Origin of the sequence: Vibrio lentus (genome assembly GCF_002875945.1) — a bacterium.
Lineage (GTDB): Bacteria > Pseudomonadota > Gammaproteobacteria > Enterobacterales > Vibrionaceae > Vibrio > Vibrio apostichopi.
Map to the genome: position 1 here is coordinate 132,368 of NZ_MCZK01000168.1, position 19,433 is coordinate 151,800.

The following is a 19,433-nucleotide window of genomic DNA, read 5'->3' on the forward strand; positions in this document are numbered from 1 at the left end:
CTCATTAACTCTTTTGATCTCATCAACAATAAGAGAACTCACAAGAAGTTAATATTCTCATAAGACTTTAATGCTCTCATAAGAAATCAAAGCTCGTACGTCTGGGTAAATAAACATGAATTCACAAACTGCATTTTCTCATCCAATGTCACTTCAACAACTTGGATGGCAACCTGTATTCCAGCAACAACTGACACTTGAAGACTATGACCAATCCGTCATTGCTCGCATTACCGCGCACCATCGCAGCGGCTATACGCTTGCGTCAGAACAAGGCGAAATCGTTCTACCCGTTCATCAAAACCAACCCGCAATGACGGTTGGAGACTGGGTGATACTAAACGCTGACTTACAATTCGACCGCTTGCTAGAACGTCAGTCGCTCTTCAGCCGTAAAGCGGCAGGCAGTCGTGTGGCGGAGCAGTACATTTCAGCCAATATCGACACCGTGTTTATCGTGGTCTCGTTAAACAATGACTTTAATCTAAGCCGCATAGAACGCTATCTAGCGCTCGCCAATGAAGCGCAGGTTGAAACAGTGATCGTCCTCACCAAGAAAGACTTGTGTGACGACTACGAAGACAAAGTACAGCAAGTGCAAAGCTTAGATTCGATGCTAATGATCGAAGCGGTAAACAGCCTAGACCAAGACTCAACTCAAGTATTGTCGCCTTGGTGTAAAACAGGCAAGACCGTCGCTTTAATGGGTTCATCCGGTGTAGGTAAATCTACCTTGGTCAACTCGTTGCTTGGTGATTCTCAGCAAGCTACAGGTGGCATTCGTGAAGACGACAGTAAAGGCCGCCATACAACCACATCACGGTCGTTGCATTTACTGACATCGGGAGGCTTACTGCTCGATACACCCGGAATGCGTGAGCTACAACTCGCCGATTGTGCCGAGGGTGTAAGTGAAACGTTTTCTGATGTGGAAGAGTTAGCGATGCATTGTCGCTTCTCTGATTGCAGCCATGAGTCAGAACCAGGATGCGCTATACGCAAAGCCATTGAAAGTGGTGAGCTTTCTGAAAGACGATTCTCTAACTATGAGAAGCTACTCAGAGAGCAAGCAAGAAACGGAGCCTCATTGGCAGAACAGAGAGCGAACAGTAAACAGCTTTCTAAAATGTATAAAACCGTGCAGTCAGAGAGCCGTAATATCAAGAAATCGTCTAAATAACCGATTATTAGATTAGGTTTACAACACGTAAATAAGCCCCGTGTCCCTATCGCGTATTAGCTCATTAATTCATGAGCTTATTAACGCATTAGGCTTGGGGCTTTTTTGTATCAACAGGGCTTCTTTGTATTAACAGGAACGCGATGAGATCATTTCTGCACACAATGATCTCGTGAATGGGCACTGACAGCGCTCTCACCAGAACATTGACCCGAATGAGTATTATCACGCAGACTTATATCTCAATCACAGCACAAAATTTTAACATTTAGCTCTAAAAACACCACGTAGCGCAAACAATCACCCTAAATCTAAACTATTCCTAGACACCCCGTTAGATCCCGCTAATATGACCGCCCATTCCACTAGTGTATAGTTGGATTTGGTACAACTTTATAAAAAGATACATCACTATAATAAATTAACAATTGCAGGTATTTTATGCAAAATCACAACATGCTCGCCCGCATCGCTCGTGGAAATCTCGTTCTACAGATCCTTGCTGGTATTGTTTTCGGTGTCGTTCTCGCCATGGTTTCTCCATCAGCAGCTCAAGATGCAGGTCTACTAGGTAGTCTGTTTGTTGGTGCTCTGAAAGCTGTAGCCCCAATTTTAGTATTCATTCTTGTTGCAGCTTCTATCGCAAACCAAAAGAAAGGTCAGCATACTCATATGCGTCCAATCATTGTGCTTTACCTGATTGGTACGTTCTCTGCTGCACTAACAGCAGTAGTATTGAGCTTCATGTTCCCAACCACGTTGACTTTGGTTGCTGGCGCAGAAGGTGCTAACCCTCCTCAAGGTATTGCTGAAGTTCTTCATACCCTTCTATTCAAGCTTGTCGATAACCCAGTAAGCGCGCTAATGAACGCGAACTACATTGGTATTCTTGCTTGGGCAATCGGTCTTGGCCTTGCACTGCACCACGCATCTGCAACAACCAAAGCGGTTTTCGAAGACCTAAGCCACAGTGTTTCACACATTGTTCGCTTCATTATTCGTCTTGCGCCATTCGGTATCTTCGGTCTTGTTTCGACTACGTTCGCAACAACAGGCTTCGATGCACTAGCAAGCTACGGTCAACTGCTCGCTGTTCTTCTAAGCTCAATGCTGATCATTGCACTTGTGGTTAACCCACTGCTTGTCTTTGTGAAAACAAAACAAAACCCATACCCACTTGTACTTCAATGTATCCGTGAGTCTGGTGTAACAGCATTCTTCACTCGTTCAAGCGCTGCAAACATTCCAGTGAACATGAACCTTTGTAAGAAGCTAAACCTAGATGAAGATACTTACTCTGTATCTATTCCTCTAGGCGCAACAATCAACATGGCGGGTGCTGCAATCACCATCACTGTGTTAACACTTGCGGCTGTTCACACGATGGGTATTGAAATTGATATCTTCACTGCGATTCTACTAAGCCTTGTTGCTGCAATTTCTGCATGTGGCGCATCGGGTGTTGCTGGCGGTTCACTACTGCTTATCCCACTAGCTTGTGGCCTATTCGGTATCTCAAACGATGTAGCGATGCAGGTTGTAGCGGTAGGTTTCATTATCGGTGTGATTCAAGATTCTGCTGAAACAGCACTTAACAGCTCAACAGACGTAGTGTTCACCGCTGCTGTATGTAAAGCTGAGCAAAACAAAGCTTAATAAGCTCTTAGGTATTAGCTTTTGCCTTTAGCTCTAAGCTCTAAGCTCTAAAAGCAAATAGCACATAAATAAAAAGGGAAGCATCAGCTTCCCTTTTTTGATCCTGTCATTCCTAACTCAGAGTCCCTCGCCTCCAATGGAGTGCAATTAAGATAAGCTGCATGACCTAAATGAGTTCAATTAATTCAAGCACTCACCTCATCAAGCTACTGGCTTAATTTTTGTTGCTCCAGTTGGTTTGGCTAAAATCTAAAGACGCACTGCTAGGCGTTGGTGACGATGCCTTATCTGTGTTCTGAGCCGTACCCGTTTGGGTCGCTGCGTGTTGCTCTGAAGTATATTGTTGGTTGTGTTGTTGATTGTGCTCTGAATTAGCGTCTTGAGCATTCATCTGGTCATTCATTTCAGCATCGCTGCCTTTCACCTTCGACACGTCAAGTTCCTCTTCTTCAGTCACGTCTTTCACCTTTTTAGGGATCGGGATGTTACGTTTGTAGAGCTTGTTCAACGCCTTAACGACCGAGTGTTTAGTGACCGCTTCTTGGGTCAGTTTGGTCATGATTGGTTTGGTTAGAGCCTGCAATCCTACGACAGCATCTACCCCAAGTTCGCCCCCCACTTTATCCCTCAACTGTTTTGCTTCTGAATAGCCGAAATGAGCGGACAGAAATAACCAGATATAAGCGATAGCATTGCCGTGTTCACCATGATCAATCCAAGCCTCACCAGCCCGAAACATGGCTTCTTCGCTGTTCTTTTCAGCTGCTGTCTCAAACCAGTACACAGCCTCACCATGGTTAGGCTCAACACCCACACCATTCAAATAACTCAAACCTAGTTTGATTTTTCCATCTAAGTTGTTTTGATCTGCGGCCTTTTGGTACCACTCGAATGAGCTTTCGGCTGAGTAATCTGGGTTTTCTTTGTCTAGACACCACTCACCCATAAACAGCATCGCTTCGGTATTTCCGCCGGTTGCAGACTCTTCGATGTAGGTATAACCCTTGGGAATATTTTTATCGGTTCCGCGGCCGAAAACGAGCGCTTTACCCATCTCAAACTTCGCGACCATGTCGTTCTCTAAAGCTGAGATCGCGAGCTGCCAAAAGTTGGCTTTTTCTCTTAAAATGAGGTCTTCTTTGCGCTTCATACTCATGCGAACAATGCCGTACATGCCTGTGACATTATCTAAATGTGCGGCTTTGTCGTACCAATATAGGGCTTCCTTAATATTGTTACGTTCAGCCTCTTTCGCCAAATACAGAATCGACGGAACATGTCCGGTTTCGGCTTTGAAGTTACGCTCTTTTTGCTCTTGTATGCGCGCTTTTTCAATCGCCTTTCGGTAAGCGACAGCACGAGCTTTACGTTCTTGTTCCACTCGCTGCTTTCTTAACGACAAAGAAACCAGCCATACGGCCACAAGTATTAACGAAAGAGCCGTCGCACCAATTGCGATTCCCATTGTACTCATAAAATATTTTAACCTAACTCGGCAGATACAAGACTCGACGTTGAGAGTGTGTTCTGCCCATAGTGAATGTTATGTTTCGAATTACAGGGAAAAGTGCAGTTACTAGCACGTTTCGCCCTAAAATGAACTTAGTTCAGTATCTCAGGATTACATTGCGATAAGAAGCCTAGGGGGTTCAATCCGTATGCAGTCCATAGATGATGTGATCTTGCTTCAATATAGATAAATTATGAAGACAGCCTTTCATCAGAAAAGTCCTATAGCTTGGTGACGCAATTGATGTTTTTCCATCAAAAGTTTCGTGCGACTTCCGTACAACTCTCTTACAAGAATAGCTCTATGCCTAGGTTAATTGACCGTATATGTAAGCCAACTCGGCAACTGTCTTCGCTGAGAATTTCTTCATCAAACTCGCTCGGTGTACTTCTACCGTTCTCATCGCGATACATAATTCATCGGCAATTTTCTGGTTACGTTTGCCGTCGATAATCTGCTTAAGAATATCGATTTCTCGCTCAGTTAACGACGCATACGCTTGGCGGTACACATTCATATGTAAGTGCTTTTCAGAAGCCTCTAGCCCTTGCTTGATCGCCTCAGCCAATTCGTTGCCTTTGACCGGTTTTTGAAAGAAGTTCACCGCACCGGCTTGTAGGGCTTCTACTGCCATTGGCACATCACCGTGACCCGTCAGATAAATCACCGAAAGTGGGCTCTGCGCTTTCATCATCAGTTCATGAACTTGTTGCCCTCTCATTTCAGGCATTCGGCTGTCTAACACCACGCACCCAGCAGCACTCAAATCGACTGAATCCAGAAAGCTCGGGCCATCTTCATAGGCTGACACCGTAAAATCATGCTCTTCCAATAAGAACACCAATGAGTCACGCATCGACTCATCGTCATCAACCACATAGACCGGCAACGTTTGATGAAGTTCAGACATAACAAGATTCCTTATGAATCATTTGAAAGAGAAAAAGGTAACGTCACTGCGACATGACAGCCATGAGGAGTCAATGATTTGATGGCCATTTGGCCGCTGTGGTCTTCAATCACGTCTTGGCAAATCGCAAGCCCTAAACCCAAGCCGTTTTCTTTGCTACTCACAAAGGCTTGAGTGACTTGTTGCTCGGTGAAATCTAAGCCTGTGCCGTTATCGATAACCGACAGCATCATTTTATCCGGTTGATACTCGGTAATCACTTTAATTGTTGATGGTTCACTGTTTTTATTATCAATATCAGACGCAGCGCTTTGTTCGCGATGCTGTTGTGCATTACACGCGTCTGTCGCATTGTTGATCAGGTTTACAATCACTTGCTGTAATCCCACCGGATCAACATGCAGTTGGATAGGCTTACCCACAGCGTGACGCTCAATGGTTATCTTGTGTTTCTGCAATCGAAATTGCAGCAACTCAATGGTGTCTGTGAGTAACTGTTCAATATCAGTCTGAGATTTCTCTGATGAGCGTTTTTTATCATGTTTCTTAAGCGTTGAATGATCGCGTCTGCACGATCCACTTGAGACTGAATTTTTTCGAACACGGGTTCAATATCGGTCAATGGTTTGTTCTTCGAAATCCGCAATAAACCACCTTCACTGTAGTTACGAATGGCCGCCAAAGGTTGATTGATCTCGTGTGCCAAGCTGCTTCCTAGTTCACCGACGACGGCGATACGTTGAGAATGTTCGAGCTGTTCACTCTTACTTTTTAATTTGTGCAACGTGGCTTCCAACTGCTTTTTACTGCGGCTGAATTTGTACTCTAGCCAGAAGTGGTAGGCATTAAGAAGCACGACTAACAAAAAGAACGCCCAAGCCCACTGTTGATTGTACTTAAGCCAGATTAACGCTTCCTTCCACCAAGGTTGTTGCAGTGGGTGCATGTCGAGTTGCTGATAAAGCTTGTCGATTGAAAGCAGACTAGTTGGTGACGTCCAACCCGAGGCATTTGCCGCAATGGCTGGCGCACTGCTCTTTGGCATTGAAAACAGCACCTGACTCATTTGCTTGGCCAGTGCCGAAGACGCTCGCCCTGTTTTAGCAAACGACCAATTGGAATACAGCGGTGTAGACACTTGGCATCGGAAGCCTTCAGGCGCTTGATTGCCAATAATTCGATATTGCCCAGCCACCAGCAAACCTTCATTGATCATGCTCTCAACTAAACAAGCAGGCACCACAGCCGCTTCAATGTGCCCTTCTCGCAGTTGGTACAAGCTGGCATCAATTGGGAAACCTAGGAATTGAGTATTAGAAAAAAAGTGGTTGGGATTGAGCCCCTCTTGCATCACTTGGTAACGCATTGTGAGGTAGCCACCAAATGCATTTTCCGAGACAGCCGCAATTGGCTTACCGCTCAGTTGTTCAAAAGAGATATAAGGTGACATTCTTCTCACCACCAAGGCAGAACCAATACTTTGCGTATTGTTGGCACCCGGTTGTTCGAAGTTATGACTGGTCATGGTCGCCATCCAAGAGAGCGCGTACTGACGCCCTAATCGAACCGCCTGACCTGGATTAGTAATAACAAAATCGACCGTGACCCCTTTCACTGCTTCGGCCATCTCTTCCAAGTTGAAAGGCTTGAGGACAAAGTGCTTACCCGCAATACGCTCAGACAGCCAATCCATGGTTGGCTGCCAACGCTGCTGTGCGGAGAGTTTGCCTCGAGTCGCTAACACGCCAACCTCGATAATCTGATCGGGTTCAGTGATCTTTAGGTTTGGGTTTGGGCTTGTGTTTGAAGCTGCTATCGCTTGTTCAGATTGAGCCGCAAAACACGCACCCGCGGTTAGGTTTAACCAGCAAAGGCTAACGATTGTCATTAGTTTACGAACGGTCACTAAAATCTCTTTCTCCAAACGGACTGTGTATTCATTTTATTCTGTCGTCATTTCACTTCGTCTTTACGCTGACGACATATTTAAGCTTAACTTATGCTTTAGATCGCCTTAAACAAGCCGCTAAAACAAAGCATAACAGCTAGATAGCGAAAACCACATTTGTTCTAGATCAACTTTGATCTGGGTATGTGGAAATCCACAATACCCCGTGAACGGTCAAAAACTGACAATGAGCCTAACAGATCGAATACCCATTTATAGGTACCTCTATGGACTCATTGAAAAGACGGTTTCTCAGCCAATTCGGTAAAGTTTCCGCCGGCGCTGCACTCATTCCCATTACCGGAATCAACACCGCAGTCGCGAGCACAGCCATTCGCAATAACAACCAACCAGACCGCAAAGGCGAAGTAGGTAAACGCTACGCAATGGCGATCGATTTACGTAAATGCGTTGGTTGTCAGGCATGTACTGTTGGCTGTAGCGTTGAAAACCAAGCGCCAATTGGCCAGTTCAGAACCACAGTAAAACAGTATGAAGTCTCCCTTGATGATGGTTCGACTGCTCAACAAGACGTGAAATCATTCATGTTACCTCGCCTTTGTAATCACTGTGACAACGCACCCTGCATCAAGGTTTGTCCTGTTCAGGCGACCTTTCAACGTGAAGACGGCATTGTGATGGTCGACAATGAACGCTGCGTAGCCTGTGCTTACTGCGTTCAAGCCTGCCCTTACGACGCACGTTTCATTAACAACGACACGCTTACCGCAGACAAATGTACCTTCTGCGCACATCGCCTTGAAGACGGCTTACTGCCCGCTTGTGTAGAAACCTGTGTCGGTGGCGCGCGTGTCATTGGCGACCTTAAAGATCCAAACAGCGAGATCAACCGTCTACTTAATGAAAACCAAGACGACATCAAAGTGCTTAAGCCAGAGCAAAATACCAACCCACATGTTTTCTATATCGGCATGAACGAGCGATTCGTTAGCCACATCGAAGGCCAACCTGCGATTTATGATCCAGCCGCCATCGATAACTCATCCTCGAGCAAACAAGAATTGGCAATCGCAACACAAGGCAAACAAGGAGAGACAGCATGAATATCACTGAGGTGTTAGTTCCCGCTCAAGAGATCGCTTGGCTACCGTGGGCAGTTCAATATTTCTTCTACATTGGTTCGGCTTACGCAGCGGCTATTCTGTTTTTGATTGCACTGATATTCAAAAACTCTACCAGTCATCAATTCCGTTCAGCCCTTGTGCTTGTAATGGCCATCGGCGCAATTGTTGGCCCACTGGCGCTAACCGGTGACTTACACCAACCGGGCCGTGCGTGGCACTTCTACGCTCACATCACACCTTGGTCATGGATGTCATTAGGCTCTCTGTTTCTTCCTCTATTTTCTGGTCTGTCTGTCGCTACCGCATGGGTTTACCTACGCGATGACATCGCACAACTTAAAAAAAGTGAAAACCCGCTTCTAAAACGCTTGTCTTGGCTAACACTGGGGCAATGGCAGGTTTCAACAAAATTGATGATTGCACTCGCTGCTGCAACTGCAGTTTCGGGCTTAAGTATTACGCTTTACACTGGCGCCGAGATTGCAATTTTGGCGAGCCGACCGCTTTGGCATCAACCGGCTTCCCCGCTGCTTTGGTTCACGACCGCATTCTTTGCTGCAACGGGTTTAACGCTGTTGATTTGGGCTCTTCTGCCTTCAAGCAAGCCAAGCTTAAAACCAACAGACCTCGCACTGGTACAAAGAACCATTACCTTAACCGGTGGCCTTGCCATCATTCTTACGTCGATTTGGGCATCTAACCATGGTCACTTCAATCTGTATGAGAACGACGCTTGGGGCATTAATTTAGGCATCATGACTACTAGTATTTTGCTGTGCATGATCTTGGTTCTTCCGCTGCAGCGTCTATCGCAAAGCAAGCTAGGAATTATCTGTGTTGCGCTTGCGACCATCGTTTCAGCATGGGCGGTACGTTGGGTCACCATGATGGAAGTTCAAACCATTCCACGCTTTGATGTGGGTGCATTCCCGTATGAGTTGCCTATGGGTAGTGCAGGTTTACTCGGCATTGTTGGTATGTGTGGTCTTTGGTTAGCACTTGCCTTATTCGCCTCTGAAATCGTGTCTACTGGTTCTACACGAACAACTGGCTCTGCACCAAAGACAACATCGAAGCCAAACCAAAATACACCTTCACCACTTAACCGCTCACATAGCTTGTAGTCTGAGGAGTCATCATGGATAACAAACGTCGTCAATTTTTGAAAACAGGCCTTGCTGCCGGTGGTGTTGGAGCCTTTGCTGCAGGTTATGCGACAACCACAAAACACATGGTTCACGGTGCTATCAACGGTACTGCCGGTAAGAAAACCAATCACATCCACCACGGTAATTCGTTAGAGACGGAATACAATGTCGATGAGCAAGGTAAGATCTCGCCGAATCCAAACCAACGCGTTGCACCATCAATGTGTTTTGGTTGCTGGACACTGTGTGGCTTGCGTGTGCGTATCGATAATCGCAACGACGAGATCTTACGTATCTCAGGTAACCCGTACCACCCGCTATCAAGTGATCAGCAAATCCCGTTCGAAACGCCTGTAAAAGAGGCCTACATTGGCTTGTCTGGTGAATCAGGCATCAATAATCGCTCGACAGCCTGCGCCCGCGGTAACGGCATGTTAGAGATTCAAAACAGTCCATACCGAATCACTCAACCACTCAAACGCGTAGGTAAGCGTGGTGAAGGCAAGTGGGAACCGATCAGCTACGAACAACTTATCTCTGAGATCACCGAAGGTGGTGACTTGTTTGGTGAAGGCGAAGTCGAAGGTCTACGTTCGATTCGCGACATCGAAACACCACTTGATCCGAACAACCCTGAATACGGACCAAAAGCTAACCAACTGCTTGTGACCAATGCCGGTAATGAAGGCCGTGACGACATCTTGAAGCGCTTTGCATTTAACAGCTACGGTACTCGCAACTTTGGTCACCACGGCTCTTACTGTGGCTATGCGTTCCGCGCAGGTTCAGGTGCGATCATGAATGATCTAGACAAATTCTCGCACTTAAAGCCTGACTTCAACAACGCAGAGTTCATTCTTTTCATCGGTATGTCTCCAGCTCAAGCGGGTAATCCGTTTAAGCGCCAAGCAAGACAACTGGCTGAGGCTCGTACCAACGGAAAACTGAGCTACACCATAGTGACTCCTAGCCTTCCTGCAGGATCATCAAGCCTTGCTGCGGGCGATCGCAACAACTGGCTACCTATCAAACCGGGCACCGATTCAGCATTAGTTCTGGGCATGATCCAGTGGATCATCGAGAACCAACGTTACAACCATGATTTCTTGTCTCGCCCAAGCGCACAAGCGATGCAGAAAGCAGGCACCACCCACTGGTGTAACGCATCTCACCTCGTGATCAGCGATGAAACACACCCACAAAACGGGCGCATGCTTCGTTCATCGGATATTGGTTTGCTAAAAACGGGTGAACCGCTATCTGACGATGATGCATTTATCGCACTAAATGTGACAACGTCACTATTAACATCAAATGTTCAGGTCGATGAGGCTGCGTTGTTTGTAGATCAGGAGGTAGAAATTGATGGTCAAACCGTTCGTGTTAAGTCTTCTCTGCAAAGATTGAAAGAAGAAGCCTTCAAATACGACCTTGCTTACTACAGTGAGCAGTGTGAAATCCCACAAGATCAGATTGTTGCGCTAGCGAAACGTTTCACCAGCTATGGGACTAAAGCAGTCGTCGATACTCATGGTGGCAACATGCACACCAATGGTTTCTACAACTCGTTCTCTATTCTGATGCTGAACGCGCTGATCGGTAACATCAACGCGAAAGGTGGTGCGATGGCAAAAGCGGGCGGCTACCCAACTTCTGTTGCTGGCCCACGTTACGACTTTACCAAGTTCAAGGGTAAGACTAAGCCTCAAGGTGTGTTCTTGTCTCGTAGCAAGTTCCCGTATCAAAAGACCAGCGAATACAAACGTCGTGTTGCGGCAGGTGAATCACCTTACCCAACGCGCGCGCCGTGGTATCCAATCTCAGCACCGCTTTTAACCGAGCATTTATCAGCAGCCATTGATGGCTACCCTTACCGCGCAAAGGCATGGATCAACCACATGGCGAACCCACTTTATGGTGTTCCGGGGTTAGACAATCTATTAGGCGAGAAACTTAAGGATCCAAAACAGCTCGGTTTGATCGTCTCTATCGATGCGTTCATCAATGAAACCACAGCACTCTCCGATTACCTTGTGCCAGACACAGTAACCTACGAGAGCTGGGGCATGGCAACACCTTGGCATGGTGTCGCGACCAAAGCGATCACCGCTCGCTGGCCGATAGTTGAGCCTAAAACCTCACGTACTCAAGACGGACGTACCATCAACCTAGAGAACTTCTTTATTGATCTGGCGAAAACACTCGACTTGGGTGGCTTCGGCGACAACGTAATCAAAGATAGCCAAGGTAACTGGCACGGTATTCATAGCGCTGAAGATTTCTACTTGCGCTCTGCAGCTAACTTGGCATTCGCAAAAGGCGGTGTGCCGAATGTAGACGCTGAAGATATCGTTTGGTCTGGTCTAGAGCGCCTAGTGCCTGTGATGAACAAAACGCTTAAACCAGAAGAGATGCTCAAAGTGGCATATATCTTTGCGCGTGGCGGTCGTTTTGAAGACGCAACCAATGCCTACACCAATGAAACCATGAAGTATAAATGGACCAAACCACTGGCTATTTGGAATGAAAAGCTTGGTACCTCGCGCAACACCATCAGTGGCGAGCAGTACATGGGTTGCCCGACTTGGTATCCACAAAAACTGGCAGACGGCACGCCATTAGCAGAGCAGTTCCCAGCAAAAGAGTGGCCATTTACTCTGACCAACTTTAAATCCAATATTCACAGTGCGGTGTCTAACCTGTCACCACGCTTGGAATCGATTAAAGGCGTGAACCCGGTTTACATTCACCCGCAAGACGCCTCTTCAGCGGGCATCAAAACCGGTGACGTATTTGCTATTGAAACACCGAGTTCAACCACACACGCGTTGGCGATGGTGATTGATGGCATCAAACAAGGAACATTAGGCTTTGAACACGGCTTTGGACACAAAGAGCTCGGTGAACGTGCACACTGGATTGGTGACACACAGCAACCAGTAAAAATGAAGTCAAACGATGGCGTTAACATCAATGATATTGGTTTAATTGACCCGACGAGAGAAGGCAAAGGCGTCATGCTGGATTGGGTTGTAGGCGCAGCAGCAAGACAAGCGCTTCCGGCTAAGATCTACAAAGTCTAATCAGTGACCCAATACCTATCTCTAATCATTTCTGAATAGGAACGCAACAGAGCAACTTCGTCATTTGAGGTTGCTCTGCTTTTTTAACAGCCAAAACATCGGCAGCATTCAATCCGCAACATCCAATCTAAGCCTCAACATTCAATCCAACCCACAAGCTCTCTTCACTTCTATTCTCTTGTCTTCTCTTCTTTTCACCGTAACTTTTTTAGCCAGCCTCCATAAAGCGGCTATGCTTATACAATCGGTGCCATAAAAGAGCCTTAACAAGCAGTTACACCGAGGCGAACATGGCAGTTCCTTGCACTTCGTTAACGGCAGCTGGATTCGCCTATCGAAATTCACACCAATACCATTATAGTGATTGAGGTTATTAATGTGAGACTTACCTCAAGTTCCAAGTGAATTAATGTGGAAATCCACAATAGCGCGAACATCCAATTATGTCGAAAATGCGTGCATTACAACCAATAGCGACGCCTCATGATTAAGCTGAACATAAAAACTCAAACTCTAACGCTTTGCATCGCTGCTCTGGGAAGCCTTTCTTTATCCGGTTTTGCACAAGCAGCGCCTAATCCAATGCCAGAAGCCGCAGAAACCTGTAGCGGTTGCCACCAAGCCGACGGGAAAGGCATGCCCAACATCGCCCCTATGCTTGCAGGGCTCAATGCTGACTACCTAGAACATCAACTGGTCTTATTCTCAAGTGGCGAGCGTCAAAGCGCGATCATGAAAGGGATGGCGGATGGTGTGTCTGATCCTGCGATTCGTCGAGAGGTAGCAGAATACTTCGCTTCACTGCCTTCTTATGAATTCACTGATTTAGAGCAGCGCGGCTCTCAGGCAGATATTGATAACCCGTATCGTAAACTGGTATTCCAAGGTGATTGGGACCGCAACATTCCCGCTTGTGCAACCTGTCATGGGCCAAGTGGCATGGGCGTAGATAAGTTCCCTCGCTTAGCGAGCCAGCACGCCGACTACATTCAAACTCAGCTTAACGCTTGGAAAAACGGCACTCGTAAGGGTGATGATTTGAACATGATGGGCAATATCGCCGGTAAGTTGACCGACGATGAAATCAAAAACCTGTCTTACTACTTCGCATCTTTCCGATACTAAAGGGCTCGCATGAAAACATTACTTTTAATTACCGCAACCCTTGCCTCTGGAATCGCTTATGCCGAAGGTGAGTTGCCCGATCGCCAAACCGAACTGCCAGCTGTTGAGAAACCACAAGATAACAAATATCTGGTGCCACGAGACTTAGTCGATATTCCTGCAGGGGAGTTTGGCGACAAAGTTAAACTGGGCTATTCACTGTTTGTCGATTCACAACAGATGCGCGGTACTTTCGTAGGCAATGAACAAAACTGTGTCAACTGCCACATGAAGGCGAATGCAGCACCTCTATGGGGAGCGTATATGGCCTACCCCGCTTACCGTAAGAAAAACGACAAGGTAAACAGCTACGCAGAACGTATCCAAGGCTGTTTCACATACTCAATGAATGGCTTGCCACCAGCAGTTGGCTCAAAAGAGATGGTCGCGCTCACGGCTTATTCATACTGGTTGGCGATGGGCGGTATCTTAGATAAGAACGGCATGCAAGACACGCCTGTTCCTGAGATCAGCGATGCAGATTTACAAGTCGGAGGAAAAGCGGAAAGCTTCCCTCTTCCTGAAGAACTGCTAAGCAAATACCCAATCGACGACCGCAGCAAATTGGCAGGCCGTGGCTACCCTAAGATTGACAACCCTGAACAAGAACCGTCAATAGCGCGTGGTGAGAAGGTTTACCAAACCAGCTGCCAAACCTGTCATGGTCAAAATGGTGAAGGTATTAAAGGGGAGGATGGTCGCTCATACCTACCGCCACTTTGGGGCGAAAACTCGTTCAACTGGGGAGCCGGTATGCACCGTGTAAATACGGCAGCCTACTTCATCTACGAAAACATGCCTCTTGGAAAGAGCCAACAGCTTTCAATTCAAGATGCATGGGATGTGGCCACGTTTGTAAACAGCCATGAACGCCCACAAGACCCACGATACAAGGGTGATGTTGCAGGCAATGCTAAGCGTTACCACAACCACCAAGGTTACTACGGTAAAGAAGTCGACGGTCATGTATTGGGTTCAAAAGCATACCCAAGTGGTAAGGAAGCGATTCACGAACACTAGTCTCGAATCAAGAGACACTCTTTTCGAGAGCAAGAGACAGTTCTTTCGATAAAAAGAACCGCTCACGCCAGCTATAGCTAAACTTTACATTGTAAATCAGTTATAGCCGGTAGAATAAAAAGGAGCCAGATCGTGTGACGATCTGGCTCCTTTTTTAGTTTGTACTATTAGAAAAACAACTAACCTTGCTGCATCTTCTCCCAAATGGTCGGAGAGCCAATATAGTCTTGAACCGTAGTAATGAACTCTTTGACCAGTTTGGTCTGCTTACGGTGTGGATAGACAGCGTAAATCGCGGTATCGATTGTAGAAATCGGGTAATCCGGAAGCAAAGTAACCAAGCCAAGTTCTTTCATTGAGGCATACAGGTTTGATTGATCAAGGAAGCCATAGCCTAAGCCATCTTTTACGCAAGACACCATGGTGCGAACATCACTCACCTTATAGTTGCCACGAATCGTTAAGCTCTGGAAAGTGTTGCCATGCGGCTCTTCACTGATTCTCAGATGATCGACCGTCATATCACCATTGGTATAAATCACAGCGGGTAAAGCGAGCAAATCTTGTGGCGTTTTAGGTTCACCATGCTGCTTCACAAAGTCGTTCGAGGCGACCAACATAAAGTTACTGTCGGCAATCTTCTTGGCAATCAAGTTGGATTCAACAAGCTTACTGAAGCGAAAGGCGATATCAAACTGCCCAGCAATGATGTTGGCGATCTTATCGTCTAGTGAAAGTACGATCTGAACATCCGGGTACTTTCTCATGAACTGCGTGATGATAGGTTGTAGGTATTGCTGACCAAAATAGATTGGCGACGTAATTCGCAGCACACCTTTGGGTTCAGACTGATAGGAATCTGCAATGCCTTGGATCTGATTGATGGTATCTTTCAACACATAGGTTTGCGCGAGAATATCTTCCCCTGCTGACGTCAGCGAGAACGAGCGCGTAGAGCGGTTGAGCAGCTGAACACCTAAGTCTTGCTCGAGTTTTTTTATCTGTTTAGAGAGCGATGAGTTGTCCATATCATGCAAGGTTGCCGCTTTGGTAAACGACCCCTGTTGAACCACATCTAAGAACAATAATAACTGATTAGTATTTGGCACTGCGCCTCTCCTGAAATAAAACTCGACTAGCGTTCATCTTTTGGGGTATCCATCACAACCATGGTCGTTATTGATTGAACCTGAGCGCACTCCCCAAGCACATCGGCATGAAACTTCTTATAGCCCGGCAGATCTTTGGTTTCTACTCTCAGCAAATATTCGTTAGCACCAGTAATGTTGTGGCACTCCACCACTTCTTTTTCCATGCTGACATGCTGTTCAAATTCTAGCTGAGCCGATTTGCTGTGGCTCGATAAACCAATCGAAACATAAGCAATAAAGCCGACACCCATCAAGCCATTATCCAGAACTGCGCGGTAACCTTGAATGATCCCTTTACGTTCGAGATCTTGTACTCGCCTTAGGGTCGCTGAAGCCGACAAACCAATTCGTTCTGAAAGCTCAATGTTGGAGATTCTGCCGTCCAATTTAAGCTCTTGCAATATCCTTTCGTCAAATCTATCCATAGGTACTTATTATTGTGCATTTAGTGATAATAAGTGAAATAAAAGCACATAATTGCCTCACTTTCCACCTACTATGTTTCTCAACACGTGAAAGTCATGACCGGTCAGTCACTTCGTTCATTTTATTGCTGGAGAACCATTATGCCTTTAGAACAACTTAGCGCACTTGCCTTGTTTGCGTTTGTCTCGACGTTCACGCCGGGTCCAAATAACATCATGCTCATGACATCAGGTGCCAATGTTGGCTTTGCCCGTACTATTCCGCACATGCTTGGGATAGCTCTGGGGTTTGCAGCCATGTTGTTGTTGGTTGGTTTCGGCTTAATGGGCATTTTCAACGCTTACCCAGTCTCTCACCAAATATTGAAGTACCTAAGCCTGACTTACCTTGTGTACCTAGCAATTAAGATTGCATTGAGCGGCAAAGCCAAAAGTACCGAAGCTTATAAGCCCATGACCTTCATTGGCGCGGCAAGTTTTCAGTGGGTAAACCCGAAAGGTTGGTCAATGGCACTGACGGCGATTTCTGTTTATAGCAGTGGCAGTTCATGGTGGGAGCTTGCGATCATCGCAGCAATATTCACGCTAGCCAACTTACCATCTGTGACATTCTGGACGGCAGCAGGCAAGCAACTGCAACACTGGCTAACAACACCAGTACGTATCAAGAGTTTCAACTATGGCATGGCGGGATTGCTGTTAGCATCAACGATTCCAATGCTCTAATCGAAGAGTTTCCTATCTTGTGATGGTTAGTACACACGTGCTAGCCATTATTATCGTTAAAGATATCCAATAATCTCACTAACCCAACGACCAAATATAGCCTGCCCACTTGGGGTTAACGTCCACACAAACGACGCTACATTAATTGTCATAGTCAGCCAATAGATAGCTCTGAACGGCTGCTTTTGCGTTTTATGGCGCAGCTTATCTTGAGCAATCAACGCGCCTAGCCAGCCACCAGCAACAGACAAAATATGGAGAGTTTTCTCAGGCACACGCCAATTGCCATTGATCGCCGCCCTCTTGTCTTTTGCGTACACAAAAAACGTCACCAATCCGATAACCAAATACCACACCAACAGCGCTTTCGAACTTTCTACAAACAACGCGGATACCGCCACTAGGACCAGATAAGTGATGGCGATTTGAATAGATGAAGACAACATCAACTCCTTTTGGGTAACAGCTCACATACTGTAGCAATTACGCCCTGTAAATTTTGATAAGGATGAGTAAGGCATATTGTAATTCAGTTAGCCTGCTAAATAACAAACAAGCCCTTTCATCCCTACATAACATGATGGAAGTTAAAGGAATTATAAATATGTACAACCAAAAGTACGCCATCTATCAAGTTTTTACGCGTTTATTTGGTAATAAAAACACTCAACATGTTCCGTGGGGCACAATAGAGCAAAATGGCGTCGGCAAATTCAATGATTTTACAAACAAAGCGCTGTCTGAAATTCGCAAACTCGGCATTACACATATTTGGTACACCGGAGTGCCACATCACGCCGTCATCAATGATTACAAACACATTGGTATCTCAGACGATCAACCGAGCGTGGTAAAAGGTCGTGCTGGCTCACCTTACGCCGTCAAAGATTATTACTCTGTAAACCCAGATCTCGCCGACAATCCCGAGCGTCGTCAGGAAGAGTTTGAGGCATTAATCAAAAGAAGCCACGACAACGGTTTAAAGGTGATCATCGATATCGTCCCTAATCACGTTGCGCGTCATTATGAGGGGCTAAATAACCCAGAGGGAGTCAGTGACTTTGGCGCTCACGATGACACTACGCTTGAATATCACCGAGACAATAACTTCTACTACATTCCCAACAGCGCCTTTGAACTGCCGGATGTAGAGCCAGCCTTTAGCCCACTTGGTGGTGAGCAGCACCCTAATCTGAAAGCCCCGTTTATCGAGACACCCGCTAAATGGACAGGCAACGGCTCACGCTTGGCTAAGCCGGATGTTGACGACTGGTATGAAACCATGAAGATCAATTACGGCGTGCGCCCTGATGGCTCAAAAGACTTCCCTGAGCTGCCGAGCGATTATGCACAGCGTGATCACCTAGACCATTACCACTTCTGGAAAGGCGTGAATGTGCCAGACTCTTGGATTAAATTCCGAGACATCGCCTTGTTCTGGTTAGACAACGGTGTTGATGGGTTCCGCTACGATATGGCTGAAATGGTGCCTGTCGAGTTCTGGAGTTATCTCAACTCATCGATAAAGATGAAAAACCCCAGTGCCTTTTTAATGGCTGAGGTTTATCAACCGGACTTATACCGCGACTACATCCATCTCGGTAAAATGGACTACCTGTATGACAAAGTTGATCTGTACGATGGACTTAAAGACATCATGCAAGGCAAGGCTTCAACGGCTATCATCCCCGAAATCCAACATCAGATGATGGATATTGAACATCACATGATGCACTTCTTGGATAACCACGATGAACAGCGCATCGCGTCTCCTGAGTTTGTCGGTGACCCGAATATAGCGAAGCCTGCAATGCTCGTCAGCGCGTTATTAAGCAGTTCACCGACCATGATCTATTTTGGACAAGAAGTTGGCGAACCGGGAGCTGAAGATGCAGGCTTTGGACAACCCTCACGTACCTCTATATTCGATTACATCGGAGTCCCACAACACCAAAAATGGATGAACCATGGTGCATTTGATGGTGGGCTATTAGACGACAACAAAAAGCAGCTACGTCACTTCTATCAGAAGGTAATGAACTTTTCGCTTGAGCACTCTTCAATGACGGGGCAGTACGTAGACTTACACCAGAGCAATAATTTGAGTGATTCGGTTTACGCATTTCTGCGCTATGACCACCAAGAGCTCACCATTGTGGCCGCAAATTTCAGCCAGCACATCACAGAGAGAATTCACTTGACGGTTGCAAGTGATGTCATCCAAAAACTCAAAATAGCGGATGGCAATTACTTGCTAGATGAACATATTGAAGGCGTTCACCAACAAGTATTCACCGTTGAAAATAGCATCGGAAATTTTAATATCGAATTAAAACCGCTCGCATCTTTGGTTTGGGTATTATCGTTAAATGAATAACCCATCTATCAATATTAGTGACCGAACAACTAGGCTTTGTTGCGTAATTC

The 19,433-nt window shown here is 46.2% G+C and carries 14 protein-coding genes and 1 pseudogene; 9 read left to right on the top strand and 6 right to left on the bottom strand.

The features are described from left to right. Positions 1-115: 115 nt before the first annotated feature. On the top strand, positions 116-1,180 hold the full coding sequence (gene rsgA, locus BCT49_RS22585; protein WP_102438363.1) for a ribosome small subunit-dependent GTPase A: 1,065 nt from the start codon (positions 116-118) through the stop codon (positions 1,178-1,180). A gap of 441 nt (positions 1,181-1,621) precedes the next feature. Continuing rightward, positions 1,622-2,836, top strand: coding sequence for a serine/threonine transporter SstT (gene sstT / locus BCT49_RS22590; RefSeq protein WP_102438365.1), 1,215 nt, complete (start codon positions 1,622-1,624; stop codon positions 2,834-2,836). 214 nt (positions 2,837-3,050) lie between these two features. Here sstT and BCT49_RS22595 read toward each other — a convergent pair whose 3' ends face one another. The 3 genes and pseudogenes from BCT49_RS22595 to BCT49_RS22605 all read right to left on the bottom strand — a co-directional run bounded on the left by BCT49_RS22595 (position 3,051) and on the right by BCT49_RS22605 (position 7,162). Then, on the bottom strand, positions 3,051-4,301 hold the full coding sequence (locus BCT49_RS22595; RefSeq protein ID WP_102438367.1) for a tetratricopeptide repeat protein: 1,251 nt from the start codon (positions 4,299-4,301) through the stop codon (positions 3,051-3,053). Between the two features lie 352 nt (positions 4,302-4,653). Continuing rightward, complete coding sequence (locus BCT49_RS22600; RefSeq protein WP_102438369.1) at positions 4,654-5,256, bottom strand: response regulator transcription factor; 603 nt, start codon at positions 5,254-5,256, stop codon at positions 4,654-4,656. Between the two features lie 11 nt (positions 5,257-5,267). Further along, a pseudogene (locus BCT49_RS22605) lies at positions 5,268-7,162 on the bottom strand (sensor histidine kinase). 269 nt (positions 7,163-7,431) lie between these two features. On the opposite strand from BCT49_RS22605, the gene dsrO reads away from it, so the two are divergent. From dsrO to BCT49_RS22630, 5 genes are all read left to right on the top strand, one after another. Further along, positions 7,432-8,268, top strand: a complete 837-nt coding sequence (gene dsrO / locus BCT49_RS22610) for a sulfate reduction electron transfer complex DsrMKJOP subunit DsrO (RefSeq protein ID WP_102279811.1) — start codon at positions 7,432-7,434, stop codon at positions 8,266-8,268. Beyond that, positions 8,265-9,413 (top strand): NrfD/PsrC family molybdoenzyme membrane anchor subunit, encoded by a 1,149-nt coding sequence (gene nrfD, locus BCT49_RS22615; protein WP_102438371.1) that lies wholly within the window; start codon positions 8,265-8,267, stop codon positions 9,411-9,413. The genes dsrO and nrfD overlap by 4 nt, the downstream gene beginning before the upstream one ends. A 14-nt stretch (positions 9,414-9,427) precedes the next feature. Continuing rightward, entirely contained in the window at positions 9,428-12,520 is a 3,093-nt protein-coding gene (locus BCT49_RS22620; RefSeq protein WP_102438373.1) for a tetrathionate reductase subunit A, read from the top strand. Between the two features lie 483 nt (positions 12,521-13,003). After that, positions 13,004-13,645, top strand: coding sequence for a c-type cytochrome (locus BCT49_RS22625; protein ID WP_059017575.1), 642 nt, complete (start codon positions 13,004-13,006; stop codon positions 13,643-13,645). Between the two features lie 9 nt (positions 13,646-13,654). After that, positions 13,655-14,704, top strand: coding sequence for a c-type cytochrome (locus tag BCT49_RS22630; RefSeq protein ID WP_102438375.1), 1,050 nt, complete (start codon positions 13,655-13,657; stop codon positions 14,702-14,704). Between the two features lie 179 nt (positions 14,705-14,883). On the opposite strand, the gene BCT49_RS22635 is transcribed toward BCT49_RS22630, so the two are convergent. Together BCT49_RS22635 and BCT49_RS22640 are read right to left on the bottom strand one after the other, a co-directional pair. Then, complete coding sequence (locus BCT49_RS22635; protein ID WP_004732134.1) at positions 14,884-15,813, bottom strand: LysR family transcriptional regulator; 930 nt, start codon at positions 15,811-15,813, stop codon at positions 14,884-14,886. 26 nt (positions 15,814-15,839) lie between these two features. Next, on the bottom strand, positions 15,840-16,280 hold the full coding sequence (locus BCT49_RS22640; protein ID WP_010431662.1) for an Lrp/AsnC family transcriptional regulator: 441 nt from the start codon (positions 16,278-16,280) through the stop codon (positions 15,840-15,842). A gap of 141 nt (positions 16,281-16,421) precedes the next feature. Between BCT49_RS22640 and BCT49_RS22645 the strand changes: the two genes are divergently transcribed. Continuing rightward, positions 16,422-17,006, top strand: coding sequence for a LysE family translocator (locus BCT49_RS22645; RefSeq protein ID WP_010431665.1), 585 nt, complete (start codon positions 16,422-16,424; stop codon positions 17,004-17,006). 56 nt (positions 17,007-17,062) lie between these two features. On the opposite strand, the gene BCT49_RS22650 is transcribed toward BCT49_RS22645, so the two are convergent. Next, positions 17,063-17,452 carry a DUF1294 domain-containing protein gene (locus BCT49_RS22650; RefSeq protein ID WP_102438377.1) on the bottom strand — a complete coding sequence of 130 codons (390 nt, stop codon included), beginning with the start codon at positions 17,450-17,452 and terminating at the stop codon, positions 17,063-17,065. Between the two features lie 158 nt (positions 17,453-17,610). Between BCT49_RS22650 and BCT49_RS22655 the strand changes: the two genes are divergently transcribed. Beyond that, positions 17,611-19,383, top strand: coding sequence for an alpha-amylase family protein (locus BCT49_RS22655; protein ID WP_102438379.1), 1,773 nt, complete (start codon positions 17,611-17,613; stop codon positions 19,381-19,383). The last annotated feature ends 50 nt before the right edge of the window (positions 19,384-19,433 follow it).